The 16217-nt window shown below is 49.8% G+C and carries 17 protein-coding genes; 9 read left to right on the top strand and 8 right to left on the bottom strand.

Features of this window, described 5'->3' with window-relative positions; genetic code table 11:
* Window positions 1–123: 123 nt before the first annotated feature.
* From ACO0LF_RS15310 to ACO0LF_RS15290, 5 genes are all read left to right on the top strand, one after another.
* A complete protein-coding gene (locus ACO0LF_RS15310) occupies window positions 124–801 on the top strand; it encodes a response regulator (RefSeq protein WP_423015387.1) in 678 nt (225 codons plus the stop codon).
* Window positions 798–2117: an ATP-binding protein gene (locus tag ACO0LF_RS15305; protein WP_423015385.1), complete on the top strand. Its 1320-nt coding sequence runs from the start codon at window positions 798–800 to the stop codon at window positions 2115–2117. Before ACO0LF_RS15310 ends, ACO0LF_RS15305 begins: the two co-directional genes overlap by 4 nt.
* A 174-nt stretch (window positions 2118–2291) precedes the next feature.
* Window positions 2292–2831 (top strand): peptidoglycan-associated lipoprotein Pal, encoded by a 540-nt coding sequence (pal, locus tag ACO0LF_RS15300; protein WP_423015383.1) that lies wholly within the window; start codon window positions 2292–2294, stop codon window positions 2829–2831.
* Between the two features lie 314 nt (window positions 2832–3145).
* Window positions 3146–3682: a peptidoglycan-associated lipoprotein Pal gene (gene pal, locus ACO0LF_RS15295; RefSeq protein WP_423015381.1), complete on the top strand. Its 537-nt coding sequence runs from the start codon at window positions 3146–3148 to the stop codon at window positions 3680–3682.
* Between the two features lie 205 nt (window positions 3683–3887).
* A complete protein-coding gene (locus ACO0LF_RS15290; protein WP_423015379.1) occupies window positions 3888–4727 on the top strand; it encodes a serine hydrolase in 840 nt (279 codons plus the stop codon).
* A gap of 15 nt (window positions 4728–4742) precedes the next feature.
* On the opposite strand, the gene budA is transcribed toward ACO0LF_RS15290, so the two are convergent.
* Entirely contained in the window at window positions 4743–5531 is a 789-nt protein-coding gene (gene budA / locus ACO0LF_RS15285) for an acetolactate decarboxylase (RefSeq protein ID WP_423015377.1), read from the bottom strand.
* Between the two features lie 243 nt (window positions 5532–5774).
* On the opposite strand from budA, the gene ACO0LF_RS15280 reads away from it, so the two are divergent.
* Both ACO0LF_RS15280 and ACO0LF_RS15275 read left to right on the top strand, forming a co-directional pair.
* A complete protein-coding gene (locus ACO0LF_RS15280) occupies window positions 5775–6494 on the top strand; it encodes a hypothetical protein (protein WP_423015375.1) in 720 nt (239 codons plus the stop codon).
* 79 nt (window positions 6495–6573) lie between these two features.
* On the top strand, window positions 6574–6942 hold the full coding sequence (locus ACO0LF_RS15275) for an NIPSNAP family protein (protein WP_423015373.1): 369 nt from the start codon (window positions 6574–6576) through the stop codon (window positions 6940–6942).
* Window positions 6943–6944: 2 nt separating this feature from the next.
* On the opposite strand, the gene ACO0LF_RS15270 is transcribed toward ACO0LF_RS15275, so the two are convergent.
* The 3 genes from ACO0LF_RS15270 to ACO0LF_RS15260 all read right to left on the bottom strand — a co-directional run bounded on the left by ACO0LF_RS15270 (window position 6945) and on the right by ACO0LF_RS15260 (window position 8720).
* Window positions 6945–7289, bottom strand: a complete 345-nt coding sequence (locus ACO0LF_RS15270; protein ID WP_423015371.1) for a MobA protein — start codon at window positions 7287–7289, stop codon at window positions 6945–6947.
* A gap of 94 nt (window positions 7290–7383) precedes the next feature.
* Entirely contained in the window at window positions 7384–7863 is a 480-nt protein-coding gene (locus ACO0LF_RS15265) for a NuoB/complex I 20 kDa subunit family protein (RefSeq protein ID WP_423015369.1), read from the bottom strand.
* A 38-nt stretch (window positions 7864–7901) separates the two neighbouring features.
* Window positions 7902–8720, bottom strand: coding sequence for a helix-turn-helix domain-containing protein (locus tag ACO0LF_RS15260; RefSeq protein ID WP_423015367.1), 819 nt, complete (start codon window positions 8718–8720; stop codon window positions 7902–7904).
* Between the two features lie 318 nt (window positions 8721–9038).
* On the opposite strand from ACO0LF_RS15260, the gene ACO0LF_RS15255 reads away from it, so the two are divergent.
* Window positions 9039–9608: a hypothetical protein gene (locus ACO0LF_RS15255; RefSeq protein ID WP_423015365.1), complete on the top strand. Its 570-nt coding sequence runs from the start codon at window positions 9039–9041 to the stop codon at window positions 9606–9608.
* A 70-nt stretch (window positions 9609–9678) separates the two neighbouring features.
* The gene (locus ACO0LF_RS15250; protein ID WP_423015363.1) at window positions 9679–9858 is read left to right on the top strand and encodes a hypothetical protein; all 180 of its coding nucleotides are present in this window, start codon (window positions 9679–9681) and stop codon (window positions 9856–9858) included.
* 22 nt (window positions 9859–9880) lie between these two features.
* Here the strand turns inward: ACO0LF_RS15250 and ACO0LF_RS15245 are convergent, their stop codons facing one another.
* The 4 genes from ACO0LF_RS15245 to ACO0LF_RS15230 form a co-directional block, all read right to left on the bottom strand.
* Window positions 9881–12427 (bottom strand): diguanylate cyclase domain-containing protein, encoded by a 2547-nt coding sequence (locus ACO0LF_RS15245; protein ID WP_423015361.1) that lies wholly within the window; start codon window positions 12425–12427, stop codon window positions 9881–9883.
* 130 nt (window positions 12428–12557) lie between these two features.
* Complete coding sequence (locus ACO0LF_RS15240; protein ID WP_423015359.1) at window positions 12558–13163, bottom strand: response regulator transcription factor; 606 nt, start codon at window positions 13161–13163, stop codon at window positions 12558–12560.
* Entirely contained in the window at window positions 13160–14272 is a 1113-nt protein-coding gene (locus tag ACO0LF_RS15235; RefSeq protein WP_423015357.1) for a sensor histidine kinase, read from the bottom strand. The genes ACO0LF_RS15240 and ACO0LF_RS15235 overlap by 4 nt, the downstream gene beginning before the upstream one ends.
* 71 nt (window positions 14273–14343) lie before the next feature.
* On the bottom strand, window positions 14344–16158 hold the full coding sequence (locus tag ACO0LF_RS15230; RefSeq protein WP_423015355.1) for a CIA30 family protein: 1815 nt from the start codon (window positions 16156–16158) through the stop codon (window positions 14344–14346).
* Between the last annotated feature and the right edge of the window lie 59 nt (window positions 16159–16217).

The raw sequence follows: 16217 nt of genomic DNA, 5'->3' as shown, positions 1-16217 counted from the left end.
GTTACAGAAATTAAAGATTAAATGAAGACCTATGTCAAGTGATTTGCGGCATATCTTTGATGTCTGTGCATGACGTACAATCCACGCAACTCTCCTTTTCCATTGATCACCAGCGTACAAAACATGAAAGTCCTGCTCGTCGAAGACGACCCCATGATAGGCGAAAACATACAGATCGCCCTCGAAAACGAGGCCAATCTGGTTGACTGGCTCAGCAATGGCGCCGCCGCCGAGACTGCCTTGCAGTTCCATAGTTATGATGTGATGCTGCTGGACCTGAGCCTGCCACAACGTGACGGCATGGAAATTTTAAAAGCTCTGCGCAAGCGTGGTGATACGTTGCCCGTGCTGGTCATGACTGCCCGTGATGCCGTGCCTGACAGGGTGCGTGGGCTGCACGCCGGTGCTGATGATTACCTGGTCAAACCCTTTGATCTGGATGAGCTGATTGCGCGCATGCACGCCCTGGTGCGGCGTGCCCGTGGCCGCGCCGATACCTCTTACATCTGCGGCGAGGTTGTCGTCAATACCACCACCAGGCAAGTATTTAACGGTGCCGGGCAAGTCATACTTTCTTCCCGCGAATGGACCATACTCGATGCCCTGGTGGCCCGCCCTGGTGCCATACTCTCGCGCAGCCGTCTGGAAGACCAGTTGTTTGGTGCCACGTCAGAAATAGAAAGCAATGCGGTTGAAGTATATATCCATGGCCTGCGGAAAAAACTGGGACAAAAATTCATTATCAATGTGCGTGGCGTTGGCTATATGGTTGAGAAAAGCATGGTTGAGAAAAGCGTATGAAGTCCCTGCGCCTGCAAATGATGCTCTTGTTCGGCATTGCCATCCTGGCTGCTGCTGCCTTGCAGTTTGCCAGCTCACTGCATGCGGCTATTGGTGAAGCCAACAAGCTGTTTGATTACCACATGCAGCAAATGGCACTGGCCTTGCAGGACGGAGATTTTGAGCAGGTGGACTGGCATAATTTGCCCGGCACAGAACTCGATGACTTTGATTTTGTCGTGCAAGTCTGGTCAGAAGATGGTGCCAGGGTGTACCAGTCGCGCCAGCATCGCAGCCTGCCCAAACAGGCGGCGCTTGGTTATTCAACAGTGACGCTGGAAAACGGCGACTGGCGCGTGTATGCCGCAGAAGAAAACAAGCGTGTCATCCAGGTGGCGCAAAAGATGGCTTCACGCAGGGACCGTGCCATATCCTTTGCACTGAGTACCTTATGGCCCGTGATACCTGTCTCCCTGCTCTTGTTTTGCGCAGTCTGGTGGGGCATCAATTCTGTGCTGGCACCATTGAATCGCATAGGCAGCGAGCTGGCCAACCGCAATGCCAATTCTACTGATCCTGTATCATCCGAAGGCGTACCTAAGGAGGTGTCTTTGCTGGTGACAGAATTGAATTCCTTATTGAGTCGCATGGGCCTGGCGATACAATCGCAACAGCGCTTTGTGGCAGATGCCGCCCATGAACTCAGGTCACCCATCACCGCTTTGCGCCTGCAGGTGCAAAATCTTGGCAGGGTCAAGGATGAAAAAAGTCACGAGCAAGCCATTCAGCGCCTGCTAGGCGGCGTAGACCGCGCCTCGCGCCTGGTTGAACAATTACTGGCCCTGGCCAGGCAAGATCCAACTTCGCAAGCCAGCCTGAGCTTTCAAAGCCTTGCGCTCAACACCTGCGTGGAGCAGGCGGTCAGTGATGTCATGCCCTTGGCACAATCGAGAAAAATCACCATCAATGCTGAAATGGATACTCCTGGCGAAATGCAAGGCGACAGCGAAAGCCTGCGCATCATGATACGCAACCTGCTGGATAATGCCGTGCGCTATATACAGGAAGAGGGCAGGGTACAGATCAGTCTCAGTCATGACAAGGACGGTGTGCGTCTCAGCATACAGGATACGGGAGATGGCATCGCACCAGAAGAGCGTGAACGCATCTTTGACCGTTTTTATCGTGTCGCAGGGACGAATAAAAGCGGCAGCGGACTGGGTCTGGCCATTGCCAAGGCGATTGCTGACCGTCATCACGCGACGATTAGCCTGGCGGATGCAGCCCTGGGTGGACTGGAAGTCATTATTCTGTTTCCGGCTTCTCCAACCCTGTGAGGCTGAAAAAAGCTCACATTTTTGACAAAATTCTCTGTTTGATTGGTGGTGACGCGGTTTTTAATATTCGCCTAAGTTTCCTGAGGCAAGATGGCGTTGCTTCACACCACCTGGTAGCGTCTCGCTTATGCGCCAGGTCTGAATCGACCAATTAAAAATTTAGAGGGTATTTACATGCGTGCAATCAACACAATCAAAAGCGCCGCCGGTCTGGTCGCTGTAGCAGTTTTATTGGCAGCTTGCAGTACGCCGATCAAACCTCCTGAGCAAGCACATCGAGTTGCAAAAGAAAAGGATCCTTTTATTGAACAAATGCCTGGACCCGACACTCCTCCTAAGGCTCCTATACGGGATGAACTGGATAATCCAAACAGCCCATTGGCAAAGCGCAGCGTTTATTTTGATTTCGACCAGTATGTAGTTAAGACAGAATATAGTGGCACGGTTAACGCTCACTCCAAATACCTGAGCTCCAACAAAGGTAAAAAAATCCTGATCCAGGGTAATACCGATGAACGTGGTGGCCGTGAATACAATCTGGCTTTGGGGCAAAAACGTGCAGAAGCAGTACGAAAATCCATGGCTTTGCTGGGTGTGCCCGACGCGCAAATGGAAGCAGTTTCTATGGGTAAGGAAAAACCCAAAGCCACAGGCAGCGATGAAGCATCCTGGGCAGAAAACCGCCGCGCCGATATTATCTACTCTGGGAAATAGCCCTGGCGCACCCCTGACGAATTAAGTGGCAGACTTAAGCAAAATTCCCTTGGGCTCGTAGGAGCGGCTTTAGCCGCGATCATTTTGCCGTGTTGCTCATTTCTGTTTGTATAAGGCATTCGCGACTGAATTCGCTCCTACAGCAATCTATGTGATGCATTAAACTAAGAAAAAACGCGATTTAATTACCTGGACCTGTATTTTTAAGATTCGCCTAAGTTTCTTAAGGCAAGATGGCAATGCTTCAGTATCCATGACAAGACTTCGGTCTTGCATCAGCCAGCAATCGATCAATGACAATCAGGAGTATTTATATGCGTGCAATCACCACTATCAAAAGTGCTGCCAGCCTGGCAGCGGCAGCTGTTTTATTGGCGGCTTGCAGTACGCCCATGAAAACAGCAGACAACACAAAAGGCCCCGCTGTCGTTGTTCCTCAGGCCAATGGCGGTGCTGGCACAGGTGACACAAGAGTGATTCCTGTCGATATAGCAGGTAACAATGGTTTTAGTGACGCAGCTAACCGTAGCGTCTATTTCGATTTCGACCAATACATAGTCAAGTCTGAATTTGCGCCTGTCGTTAACTCCAATGCCAAGAACCTGAGCGTTAACAAGGGCAAGAAAATCCTGATCCAGGGTAATACCGATGAACGCGGTGGCCGCGAATACAATCTGGCTTTAGGGCAAAAACGTGCAGAAGCAGTACGTAAATCCATGGCTTTGCTGGGTGTGCCCGACGCGCAAATGGAAGCAGTTTCTTTGGGTAAGGAAAAACCAAGAGCGATGGGTAGTGATGAAGCATCCTGGGCAGAAAACCGCCGTGCCGATATACTCTACTCAGGCAAATAATTGTTAACAGTGCTAAAAAATAGCCTGAAAACCAGCTTGTATCTGGCAGTAAAATCTTACTAAAATTTTACTATTTGATGCCAGCTGGTTTTATAATGCTGACGCAAAGTTGTTGCAGCCTGCTGCCATGCTTGTATGGCACTAACGCAGCAATTTTTCGCCAGCCTTATTTGTTTAATCCCCGTGACAGAATTGATGTGCCCAGATGTTGAAGACCAAGCTGCTTGTTGTCCTGATGTGTTACTGTGGCAGCCTGTCTGCCATGCAGTTGAATTCCCAAAATGCCATTGTCGTTGATGAGCGCAATGGCCAGGTTTTACTGGCAAAAAATGCTGATGCAGTCGTCCCCATCGCCTCGCTGACCAAGCTCATGACAGCCATGGTGCTGCTCGACAGCAAGGCCAATATGGATGAAAAAATCTCCATAGAAGAAGAGGATAAAGACCAGCTCAAGCATAGCCGTTCCCATGTACCAATAGGCTCAAGTATCACGCGCAGGGAAGCTTTGCAACTGGCACTGATGTCTTCCGATAATCGTGCAGCTGCTTCGCTGGCACGCACTTACCCCGGTGGCAATGGCGCCTTCCTGGTGGCGGTCAAATCCAAACTGATCGCGCTGGGTATGGGACATACCTTCATACGCGAAGCGACCGGCTTATCACCAGAAAACACCTCGACAGCAGCGGACCTGGTCAAGATGGCGCAAGCTGCATCAAGGTATCCTGAGATTACCGATATCACTACTGACAGTGAGGACACGATTTCCCTCAAGGATGGCCGTAGTCGTGAATTCCATAACACCAATCGCCTGGTTGGAAAAAAAGGCTGGGATGTTCTCTTATCCAAAACCGGCTTTACCAATGAAGCAGGTAGTTGCCTCATCATGCGTGTAAAAATGGCGGGCAAGAAGGCCACCCTGGTCTTGCTGAACGCCAGAGCCAGCTCAGCCAGACTGATGGATGCACTGAATATCGGGCGACTGCTGGAAAATAAACCGCCAGAGTCTAAGGTGGGAAAGAGGCTGCGGCATGTACGGCATCGCTAGCGCTCACTCCGGTAGCTAATCCTTGCGCAAGCCTTCAACTGCCTTCAGTTCAGTCGAGCGATCAATAGTCTGGTTGGTATTGGCAAACATATTATTGGTGGGTAGTTTGATTTCTATATCGGATACAGCGCCGACTTTGATCACACCCTGACTAAGGCTGAGCGCCAGCACATGGCCACCGGCTTTGCGATCATTTGCCAGATAATGCCAGTGGTAACCTGGCACATTGAAGCCTTTGGAAAAAGCCGGGCTGCGGAAAGCAACCAGTACGCCTCTGGTATTGGTGAAATTAAACAATGTTTGCGTCTTGGTGACTTCAGCTAGTGGTTTGTAGGGTTTGTCCTGAGGTGAGATGGCACGTGTCGTCAATTCTTTAAACTCAGCTTCCACCCGGATCGCATAGAAAAGATTTTTGTTTTCCAGACGCTGGTCCAGCATTTCTTCCAATTCTTTCATGCTGGTTTCTTTGCTGACTTCATACCTATAGTCGGTATTGAATTTGGTGACGACAGCAAATGGTGTCAATTGCTTGCCGCTAGCTTTTACTACCGTGCCATCGGCTTTGAACTGGAAGACTTCACCATCCAGCACGATCATCTCTCCGTCAACACGATTAAAAGTGCCGATGCCAAAGTCGCCCTTGCGCTTGAGTTCATCTACCGTCAGTTCACCTTCATAGGCACCCGCCAGTAGCGCATCAATTGTGGCGTATTGAAAGGCTTTATGCTCCAGCGGTTTTTGCGCGTGGCTCAGTGTGGCTGCAAGGAAAAGCAGGGATGCCAGGCTCAAATTTTTCATGTTCATGATGAGAGTAAAGGTGATGAATCGATAGTGAAAGCCCGCATCCGGCCCTATGTCAAACTCAGGCTTTTTGTCGCAGAGCCACGCTGAAATGGCATTGCAAGCCAAATACGATAATTCTCTGGTTAAATGAGAAAGTATGCATTATGCTGCAAAAAACTCTTGAAGTACGATGTTAAATTGAAAACTTTCATGCATCATAAAAAGATGCATGATGGATTCTGTCACTTCTCTTTAGAAAAAACCATGAAAAAGAATGATGTAAAAAACGTCTTGCTACTTTTGGGATTGGCGGTTTGCATGTATGGGCATGCACAGGATGGGGCTAACGGTGAGGCGATCCAGTTACAAATCGAAATAAGTAATGCCAAAGGTGCAGAGCTCAGGCCACACTCAAAAGCACTGGTAGAACTGGTCGCCACCAAACGACTGGCGGAGGCTGAGCGCACGGCTGCCTCTTTGCGTAAGGAGTATGAAGCGATCTTTGATCGCAGGCAGAAACAATATTCATTTCAGACAAAAACTGAATTTGATGAATTCAGGAAAACCCATTCTGAAAATTTCGAATGGATAGACTGGGGTTACCAGCAATGCTTGCAGATGCAAACCTTCATCGCTGCAGAAAGGCGTGACTTCGTCACTGCCCTGGCATTCGCCAAAGAGATGGATGCGCTGGCACCCATTTCAGCAGGAACAGCCGTGGAAACGGGCTATATTCTGAACCAGAGCGGCAAGCCTGCCGAGGGCTTGATTGCCTATACCAGAGCCAATGAACTTGCGCGCACCTATCCATCACAGCGCCCCTACCGCGCCGCTGCCTTGCGCGGCATGGGTTTCGCATTGATAGACTTGAAGCGCCTTGAGGATGCAGAGATGAGATTGCTGGAGTCACTGCAAGTAGAGCCAGGCAACAAGGTCGCGCTCAATGAACTGGCTTATATACGTGATTTGCGTTCAGGTAAGTAAGACACAAAATCCCTGCTCCTGTAGCGAGAGCGAAGAAATCCTATTTTCCTGATAGATGTGAGTGAGATTGCTGATCGCCATGAAACGATTAATAGAAATACGCACTTATCGCTTGAAGCCCGGCGTAGCAGATGCTTTCCATCATGCCATGCATAGCCTGGCTGTACCCATGCTAAAGAAATGGGATACGGATGTGGTTGCCTATGGACATACAGATCACGAAGAAGCGACGTATTTTTTGATACGCTCGTATGAAGATCGTGAAGCGCTGGAACGCGAGCAAAATGCTTTTTACGCTTCCAGCGAATGGAAAGATGGCCCCAGAAAAGAACTGGTAGATAGACTGGATAGCTATATGAATACACTTATCTGGGTTTCGCAGGAAGCAATCAACAGCATGCGCGAATTGAATGCGTCGGAAGTCCAGGCCGACGGAAGCAGCAAATAGATTTAATCCATGCTATTGTCTTTTCGAAAGCTGGCCTCATAACGTTGCATGAGCAAGGGTACTGCACTTTCACGCCAGAATTTTGTACAGATCTGGCCTGAAGACATGCCGCCATGGGCAAACCGTGGAATAAGAAAGTTGTCCGACTCGTACATGGACAAGCCAGTTAAGTCCTGAAATGCCTGTTCAATTTTTTCTTGTAAGAGAATGGCACTTTCAGGCAAGGCAGCGGTAGCAAAGTATTCCTGCAATTCTTCCCATAGATATGGATCACCCCGCAAGCCCCAGCTGGTCGGCGCCTCCTTGAAAAGCATGGCGATAGTCAAAGTGCTGTGCTTACGGTGCATGATTAAAATTTCCCGGGAAAACCTGCTCAATTGCAGTGACGACAATTAGGCTAGCATAACGCAGATTACTATCCGCTAGTATGTGCGATGCTTTTTAGCGGGCAATACTGTTGCTGCGCTTAATCTTGTTTTGTAATTGCAGCAGTCCGTAAATCAGCGCCTCGGCAGTTGGCGGGCAGCCAGGAATATAGATATCGACAGGCACGATACGATCGCAACCACGCACTACTGAATATGAATAATGGTAGTAACCACCGCCATTGGCACAAGAACCCATGGAGATTACATAACGCGGTTCTGGCATCTGATCATACACTTTGCGCAGGGCAGGGGCCATTTTATTGGTGAGCGTGCCCGCAACGATCATCAGGTCGGCATGGCGAGGGCTGGCGCGTGGCATGAAACCAAATCTGTCCATGTCGTAACGGGCGCTGGCAGCCTGCATCATTTCCACAGCGCAGCAAGCCAGGCCAAAAGACAGATACCAAATGCTATTGCTCTGCACCTTGTTCATCAAGTCATTGACATTGGTCAGGATGTAAGAATCCTGAAATAAACCGTTTTGCTCTTCCATTTTTGGGGCTCCAGCGATGAGATGCCCCGATTATGAATTTAGGCAGCTGTCTGGTCTTGAACCGAAACGACATGCAGGTCATCGGAGGGGACAAAGAATTTCCCCAAGTCGGCAACATTGAAACTGAAAGCCCAGAGTGCCGGATCTTGCCCGGCAATACCACGCATTAATTGCGCGGGTGTGCGGTCGGCAAAGCGTGTGAAATCGCGGTTCATATGGGCCTGGTCGGCATAGCCAAAGCTTAGTGCGCACTCTGCCCAGGTCTTAGCGGGTAATTGCCCCAGCAATATTTGCAGCAGAGATACGCCGAAGCGTGATTGCTGTTTGAAACTGCGCAGGCTCTGGCCGAAGGTGGCAAGGAAACGCCGTTCAAACTGACGTGTACCCAGGCCCAGGCAAGTTGCCAGTTCATCAGCAGGTTTGTTTAGCCATAGATGTGGCAAGATCAAAGGGGGCGCATGTGGCTTCTCTAGCAGACGCAAGCGTATCAACATATCTTGCACGACCCTGACCTTGGTGGCGGTATCCCGGGCGGATGCCAGTCTTTCACTGAGTTCATGGCAGGTAGATGAAGGCAAGATGTCATGAAGGTCGACGACCTGGTCGCTGAATTCATCGACAGGGCAACCAAGTATGGCACTGAGTTTGCCCGGCCTGAAAGCAGTTGACATGAACCTTGAGCCTGGTTCTGCCCTGCCACGATAATGACAGCGGCTGGCACCGAGGATACTCATGGCTGGCAAAGCCCGGCCACCCTCCATTTCTACAGCCCCTTTGATCGTCAAGATCAGCATGGGCAGCGGACTGGCAGGCACCGTATACCAGCAGGAAGGCACTTCCTTGACCAGGAAATGCATGCAAATGTCTGCTAATAAGGGATGGGGAGCATAACTGCTATGTGGCAAGAGAGAGTCGAGCACTTCAAACTATCCTGTTTTGCTGTGACAGGCAGTATTGTAGACCTTTTACAAAGTCTTTATTCAAGACACTTTTCCTCGCCAGGCGCGAGATGCACTTTAAGACAAACGCAATCTATAGTGAAAAAATATATGTCTCATTCGAGTTTGTCCAGGTTATACGATTGATACCCAGTAGTACTGTGTCGGTTTTTGGTGACCTGACGCAAAAGTAAGATCGGTTTTCAATCGCAAATTTCGATTTTTAAGGAATGCAAAATGTTTGAGAAAATGAAAAAAATAGTATTTTCAATTGGATATGCAGCAAGTTTGAGCGCATGTTCTGGCGAAAAAGTCTGGAAAGAAGAAGTGCGATTGAACGATGGAAGGATTATTACTGTTATTCAAAAAAGAAACTGCGACAGTGGTTCCACAGGTGACAGCATGGCGTCATGTATAGAACGAGAATCATGGCTAACTGTAAATTTACCTGAAACAAAGAATCAAGATGTGCAATGGCACGAACATCTCAAGCCAAAAATTTTTAATGTGTATCAAGGAAATTTGTACATTGTTGCCACACCTGCTACTGCAAGGGAATATCGAAAATATGGATACAAGGATTCCTTATATCTTTGTTTTAAATGGGACCACGACCAATGGAAGCGCATTACTTTATCCGATTTGCCAGTGGCCATTTATGACACAAATTTGGTTATTGACGGAGCTTTTTTAAAAACAAATTTTCTTACATTGGCGGAAAAAAATGGACGTGACTTTAATGGCTCCAGTTCGTATCCAGATTATTTCAAACGCATTGATCCAAATAAAAAAAGTAGTTTTGATTAATACCCAGTTCATTATCAATTTAAAATTATTTCTAATCAAACTGGCCGCTAACGCCTTCCAGGAGGACGGCATGTTCAAGGGCAAAGTAATACATGTCAGTGCAGATGCGACGGCAATCAACAGGCAGAGCGGTAATCAGAATAGCGATACCAACAGCAACATAGACGGCATTAATGATGGTAACAGCGCCAGTATTTCCATCTTCAAAGCCAAAGTGCAAGGGAATCAGAAAACCTTAGTTGATGCGTAGGGCAATAAGCTCATCACTCACTCTAAACACTCCAGCGATTTTTCCCACTATGTTTGGCCCTGTACATGGCGTCGTCGGCGCGGCGCAGTAATTCGTCCAGGTCGGATTCACCATTTTCCTGGATCGCCAGGCCTATGCTGGTGGTGATGTTGATCTGGTGTTCACCCAGAGAAAAACGGTCTTGCATGGACTGGATGATTTTTTCTGCCACTTCGCGGGTATCGTCTTCAGGGTTGTTCAAGCCCTCGAGTATGATGGTGAATTCATCACCGGCAAGGCGGGCTACGGAATCAGTTTTGCGTACGGCCATGCAAAGACGGTGACCAAATTCTTTCAGTAATTCGTCGCCGGTATGATGACCCAGAGTGTCATTGACATTCTTGAAGCCATCCAGATCCAGGAACATGACCGCCAGTGCGCTACGCGTGCGGCTGGCCCGCAGGATGGCGCCTGATAATCTGTCCATGAACAAGGCGCGGTTGGGCAGGCCGGTCAGCACATCATACTGCGCCAGGAAAATCAGTTTTTCTTCGAATTGCTTGCGTTCGGTAATATCCCTGACCACGCCAACAAAAATCCTGCGTGTATCGAGCTTGATTTCATTCACCGTTAATTCCAGGGTGAATTGGGTGCCATCCTTGCGCAAGCCCGGCAATTCCAGTTTTGGTCGTCCCAGGACCTTGCTCTCGCCGGTCTTCATGTAATGCTGCATGCCCGCTTCATGGCTTTTGCGCATTTCTATGGGCATTAATTTTTGCAGACTCTGGCCTATCATTTCTTCCGCACGGTAGCCAAATATCATCGCAGCTGCGTCATTGAATGACTCTACGATACCTCGCTCATTAATGGTCATGATACCTTCGCCTACACTGCTGAACACGGTATTCATTTCCAACTGGCGTTCTTTGGCATGATTCTCGGAGTCGGCAAGGCGTTTGGCCAGGGGCTTGATTTGCGAACGCATGAGGGCGACACCCAAACCCAGAATAAGTAATAAGGCAGGTATCACGAACTTCAGTTGTGCCCGGATTGCGCCATACAGCTCTGTTGTATCCTGCTTGACCACCAGCCCCAGGTTGCTGCTTAAGGGGCCAAAGGCTGCCATGACATTGTTTCCTTTATAGTCCTGGGTCGCGATCAGGCCAGCCTTACCTTCTATGGCAAAACTCATGGGCAGGGGTTGGCCAGCACTATTTTTTTTATTGACTGTATAGCTATGACTTTGTCGGCCAGATGGCAGGCAAATCAGGGTAGTTGCCATGCCAGCACACAGAGCTATTTCACCGGTGTCACCCAGGCCATGCAAGTCAAACAATTGTGCCTGTAACAGGGGTAGGCGTTGATGGAGATGCAGACGCGCAAAATTGAGCGGTCCTTTTGTCAAGGGGGCATCGGTATACAGCGTCAACTCCTTATCCCATTCGATGGCAGCAAAGTGATCGGGATAATGAGGGAGTGCTAGCCTGGTATTGCTGGCATCGCTTTGCTCGCCTAGGTGCAGCAGCACTTTGCCGTCAACTGAGATGATGTCAGCACTGTGCAGGCCATCATTCATCATGCTTTGCAGTTCTGCCTGTATCTCTGTTTTGACTTTTGCATCATCAGGCTGCAGTGTCAGTTGGTGGGCTGCACGAGATAAATGCACATTGTTGGCGGCACGCTCAGCGCTGGTCTGAGCTTGCAGCAGCGTGGACTGAATCAGCTTACTTTGTTTATCGAGCTGGAACTGGAGTTTTTCGCGCAAGGAATCTTCCAGTATGCTTTGCTGGAACACGAAACCGGTGAGGCCCGCAGTCAGGGTGGCAATGCAGAGTATGGCAGCACTCATGAAACCTATTTCTTCGTGCAACTGAAAAAATTTCATTGCATGGACATTATTGGCATGATGCCAGTTTGTCCACAACGCAATGGCAATGCTTATCATGCCCAGGGCAGTATGTATCGCCATGCGGGCTGAACGCGCCCAGCCAAATAATTGATCCGGCGATAATATATAGCCTACCAAGCCAGTCAAACCTATCGCCAATATGCAAAAAACCAGGATTTGATAAGTAAGTTCCCTGGCCCGGTTATTGATGCGATTGCGCAGCAATAAACTGAGACCAGTCAGCATGAACCCGATTGCCGTATTGGGAGCCAGCCGCCCAGGGCGGATATTGCCATCCTGTAGCCAGAGGTGCAGAAAGCCCCAGTCTACATGCAGATTAATATCAAAAAGATGCTCAATTAATACCAGGCCACACAGGCTGAAAAGGAAAAATCCTATGCAGCTTTGTAGTCGTGCATATGGTTTTTGTCGCAAGCCTGGCAAGGCCAATGCCAGTCCTGTCAGGGTAAAGCACAGGGCGGTATTGAACACCATGGCCACAAAACCAACACGTATTTCTACCATCGCCCTGACCTGTAATAGCCAGCCGCTGATGACGACCAGCCCCAGAGCCAACAGTGCAAGCCCCAGGAAAGTCGGTAAGGAAAATGAACTTGGGTAGGTCTGAGAAGTGTGAGAAGTCGGAGAAGTCGGAGAAGTCTGAAAAGCAGGCTCTCGTGATTTATCGTGATTCTCAGTCACTTGGTGTGTGTAATGTTCTTGCATGTGTAGCCGGTACGGATCTCGTTCACATGCAATTCATCATAGACTATTTCCCTGCGAAAACACCGGAGTTGACAATGGTTCAAAGAAGCACAGGTGTGCGTTTTTATCATAGCCAGCCTTGATCGCGCGCCATTCTATAAGCTTCCACACGATTTTTTGCATGCAATTTGCTGATGGCTTCAGACAGGTAATTGCGCACCGTGCCTTCAGACAGGTGCATGAGCTTGGCAATCTCGATACTGGTGGAGCCGGTGCCAGCCAGGCGCAGAACCTGGCGCTCGCGCTCACTGAGCGGGTCTTGCTCGCCGCCCCAGCTTTCCATGGCCAGCTCTGGTGCGATGGCCCGTCCACCGGTATGTACTGTGCGTATGGCAGCCGCCAGGGTTTCTGCCGGGGCATCCTTGAGCATATAGCCGCGCACACCGCTGGCCATGGCACGACGCAGGTAACCACTGCGGGCAAAGGTGGTCAGGACCACGACTTTGCTGGACAGTTTTTTCTCCTTGATGGCGGCAGCCAGTTCCAGGCCTGTCATGATAGGCATTTCTATATCAGTGACGACGATGTCTGGTTGTTCTTTTTCGCATAAGGCCAGAGCTTCCTGGCCATTTTTTGCCATCGCGATAACTTCCAGGTCATCTTCCAAACCTAGCAATGCTGCCAGTGCACCAGATACCAGGGCCTGGTCTTCTGCGATGATGATACGTATCATATTTTTTCTTTCATGGGCAGAGACAATTCCAATTGCAAGCCTGCAGTATCGGTACGGGTGAGTATCTGCAAACTACCGCCCAGGGCCTGGGCGCGCTCGTTCATGCCTTTGAGTCCGCTACCTTTGTGGATGGCATTGTTTTGCCCGGCTATGCCATTGTCGCTGATGGTCAGCAGGACATGATGATCTAGTATGCTCAGGCGTATATGGCAAAGACTGGCCTGGGCATGGCGTATGATATTGGTGACCGCTTCACGCACTGCCAGCGCCAGCACATTTTCTGCTGCAGGCGCAATACTGATTTGCTGTATATCAGTGACCAGTGTGACTTGGGCCGCATCCAAAGCATTTTTGGCGGACTGCAATTCATGTCCCAGACCCGTCGCACGATAACCGATGACGGCAGCTCTTACCTCAGCCAGCGCTTGCCTGGCGGTATGCTCAATATCATGGATTTCTTTTTTAGAGGCTGCAGGATTACGTTCAAATAACTTGCCAGCCAGCTCGGCTTTCAGGGTGATGACAGAGAGGGTGTGGCCCAGCAAGTCATGCAAGTCGCGGGCGATGCGTTCACGTTCAGCCAGGGCGGCCAGGTATTCAACTTCTTCCTGCTTCTTGATCAGGCTTTCATTGCTGCGTGCCAGGCGCTCGCCGATGATCGCACCAACGCCGCTGGGGATACTGAAAATGATGGCTGGTATCCAGAAACTTGCTTCAAACTGGAAGATAAAGCTGCTGATCACAACTGCCAGGGCAATAGCCAGCAGGCTCAGATAGGCATGCCTGGTCTCTGGCATGCGTGAGCACATGGTGGCAGCAAAAATGCAGAATGTTGATCCGCCATAGTTGTAAGGCGCCCAGGCTATACCTATCGCACAGATCACGGCGATGCACAGCCAGTTTTTCCAGCCACTGTGCCAAAAACTATAAAAATAAAGAGGCAGGAAAACCAGGATGCTGGCCGCCAGCAGACCTGCTTCCTGCAGATCTGGCCTGACGTAAAAATATTTCCAGCCCATGATGGCAAAAGAAAATAGCCAGAAATAGGGTGCCTTGCCATAACGGGCAGGCACCCAGGGTGCGGTGAGTTTTGACAGGATTTGCTTCATCACTTTTTTATTTAGGTTCAAGCTGGAATGTCTTGATGGTTTTTATTGTCTTGATTGCTGAGAGTACGACATTATTCCTTTAAAAGGCGGATATCGGCAATCTGAAAACGATATGTGCCAGCTCGAGGGCCCGCATTGAAAGCAATCACCGTGATGGTAGCTGGATCAAGGCCCTGGAATTTACTGAAGGGCAGGCTGACTTCGCGCCATTCTTCTGTCGCCTTGAATGGCACAGAGATGGGGATATAACTGCCTTTGACACTGATGCCTACCGCATATTGATTGCCATCGCCCTTGACCCTGAACTTCAAGGTATTGAATTGGCTCAGGTCGCCAGCCTCCATTGGTGTTTTACCAGTCAGGACAGCCAGACCTGCCCAAGGGTAGGCAAAGCCAGGTTTGATTTCTGCTTCAACGTTCAGTACGGCTTGCTCATTGGCGGTTTCTGTTTCTGCGAGTTTGATCTCTATGCTGGATTTGCCACCCATGAAAGCATCGGTCGATGGCGTCCAGTCTGCGCCGAAGGGGCTGGCCAGCTTGTTCTTGCTAAACAAGCTTATGCGGCCGTCGGCGGGGAGTTCCAGCGCCAGGGACTTTTGCGCGTTCTCTTGAGCGATTTCCTGCAGTTTTTGCTCACGTTGTGCTGTCACACGTTCGCCATCTTTCCATACCTCGACGATATTGCGAGTGTCAGTAATATTTTTGTCGGGCTCGCCCGTCACCAGCAGCAAGTCTGCCTTATACCCCTTGGCTATGCGCCCCCTGTCTTTCAGTTTGAATGCGCTAGCCGGTACTGACGTGGCCGAGGCCAATACAGCAGTCGGGCTCAAACCGGCATCGACCATCGTTGCCATTTCATGATGCAGACTGATGCCATATTGTGTGCCAGAGTTACCAGCATCGGTGCCTGCCAGGATGGGAATGCCAGCTGCATGCATGGCAACTGTCAGCTTTTTGGGTACGCTCAGCCATTCAGGATTAGCTTGTTTTCCATAAGGGGCATGCAGAGTTGGAATTTGTGTCTTGTTCAAGAAGGCGATCATGCGTTTATCCGCCAGTACCTCTTCTTCTTTCAGACCCGCTATGCTTTCGAGGACAGAGAAAGTGGGGATGATGAATGCATGATTGCGCTTTGCTACATTGATGAGATCAGCGACTTCTGCATCAGTGATTTGCTTGCCTTCAAACAGGTGAACCAAGCCGTCCGCTCCTGCTGCCAGCGCATCTTGCGCCTCTTGTAGCGTGCCTATGTGAACCACCGCAAGTTTATTGCGCACATGGGCTGCCTGCACCAGCGCTTTTACCGTGGCATTATCCAGGGTATTGAAAGGACGTTTCTCATAGCCATGTTCGATGACGATTTTGATGAAATGCGAACCTTCGGCAATGCGTGCATCTACCCAGGCTTGTGCTTCTTCCGGCTTGGTCAGGGTGGGGATGGCGAGGCCATATTCAGTTCCGTGGCCGCCGGGCGCGGTTGCCAGCACACCGGCAGAAATCAGATCGGCACGGTCACGGTTCTCACCCTTGCGCATTTTTTCATTGATTTCTTTCATCTGATCGACATTGGTAAACATGTCGATTTGCGTAGTCACACCATACAAGAGCGGCAATTCCTGGTATTGATAGGCATGTACGTGGGCATCAATCAGGCCAGGTAGCAGTGTGCGGCCAGTGCCATTGATAATGCTGATGTCGCTGGCAGGCTTGCCTTTGAAATTGTCATCCTTGATCTTGCCATTGACGATGAGGACATTTCTGTCGGGCTGGATTTTTTGTCCATCAAATACGCGGACATGCTCGATCAAAAAACCTGCAGCGCTTGCAGAGTAGTGCATGCCGCTGGTACAGAGGGCCATCGCGATGGCGAGAGTGGTTTTGCGCATATTTTTCTCCTTGTTGTCAGATGCAGTCATCTTGCCGCAGGAGTGAAGAACAAAACAGA

The sequence above is a fragment of the Undibacterium sp. Di27W genome (genome assembly GCF_049340345.1).
In the GTDB taxonomy this organism is placed as follows: Bacteria; Pseudomonadota; Gammaproteobacteria; order Burkholderiales; family Burkholderiaceae_D; genus Undibacterium.
The sequence above is the reverse complement of the archived record's forward strand: the minus strand, read 5'-3'. Positions and strand labels throughout refer to the sequence as shown.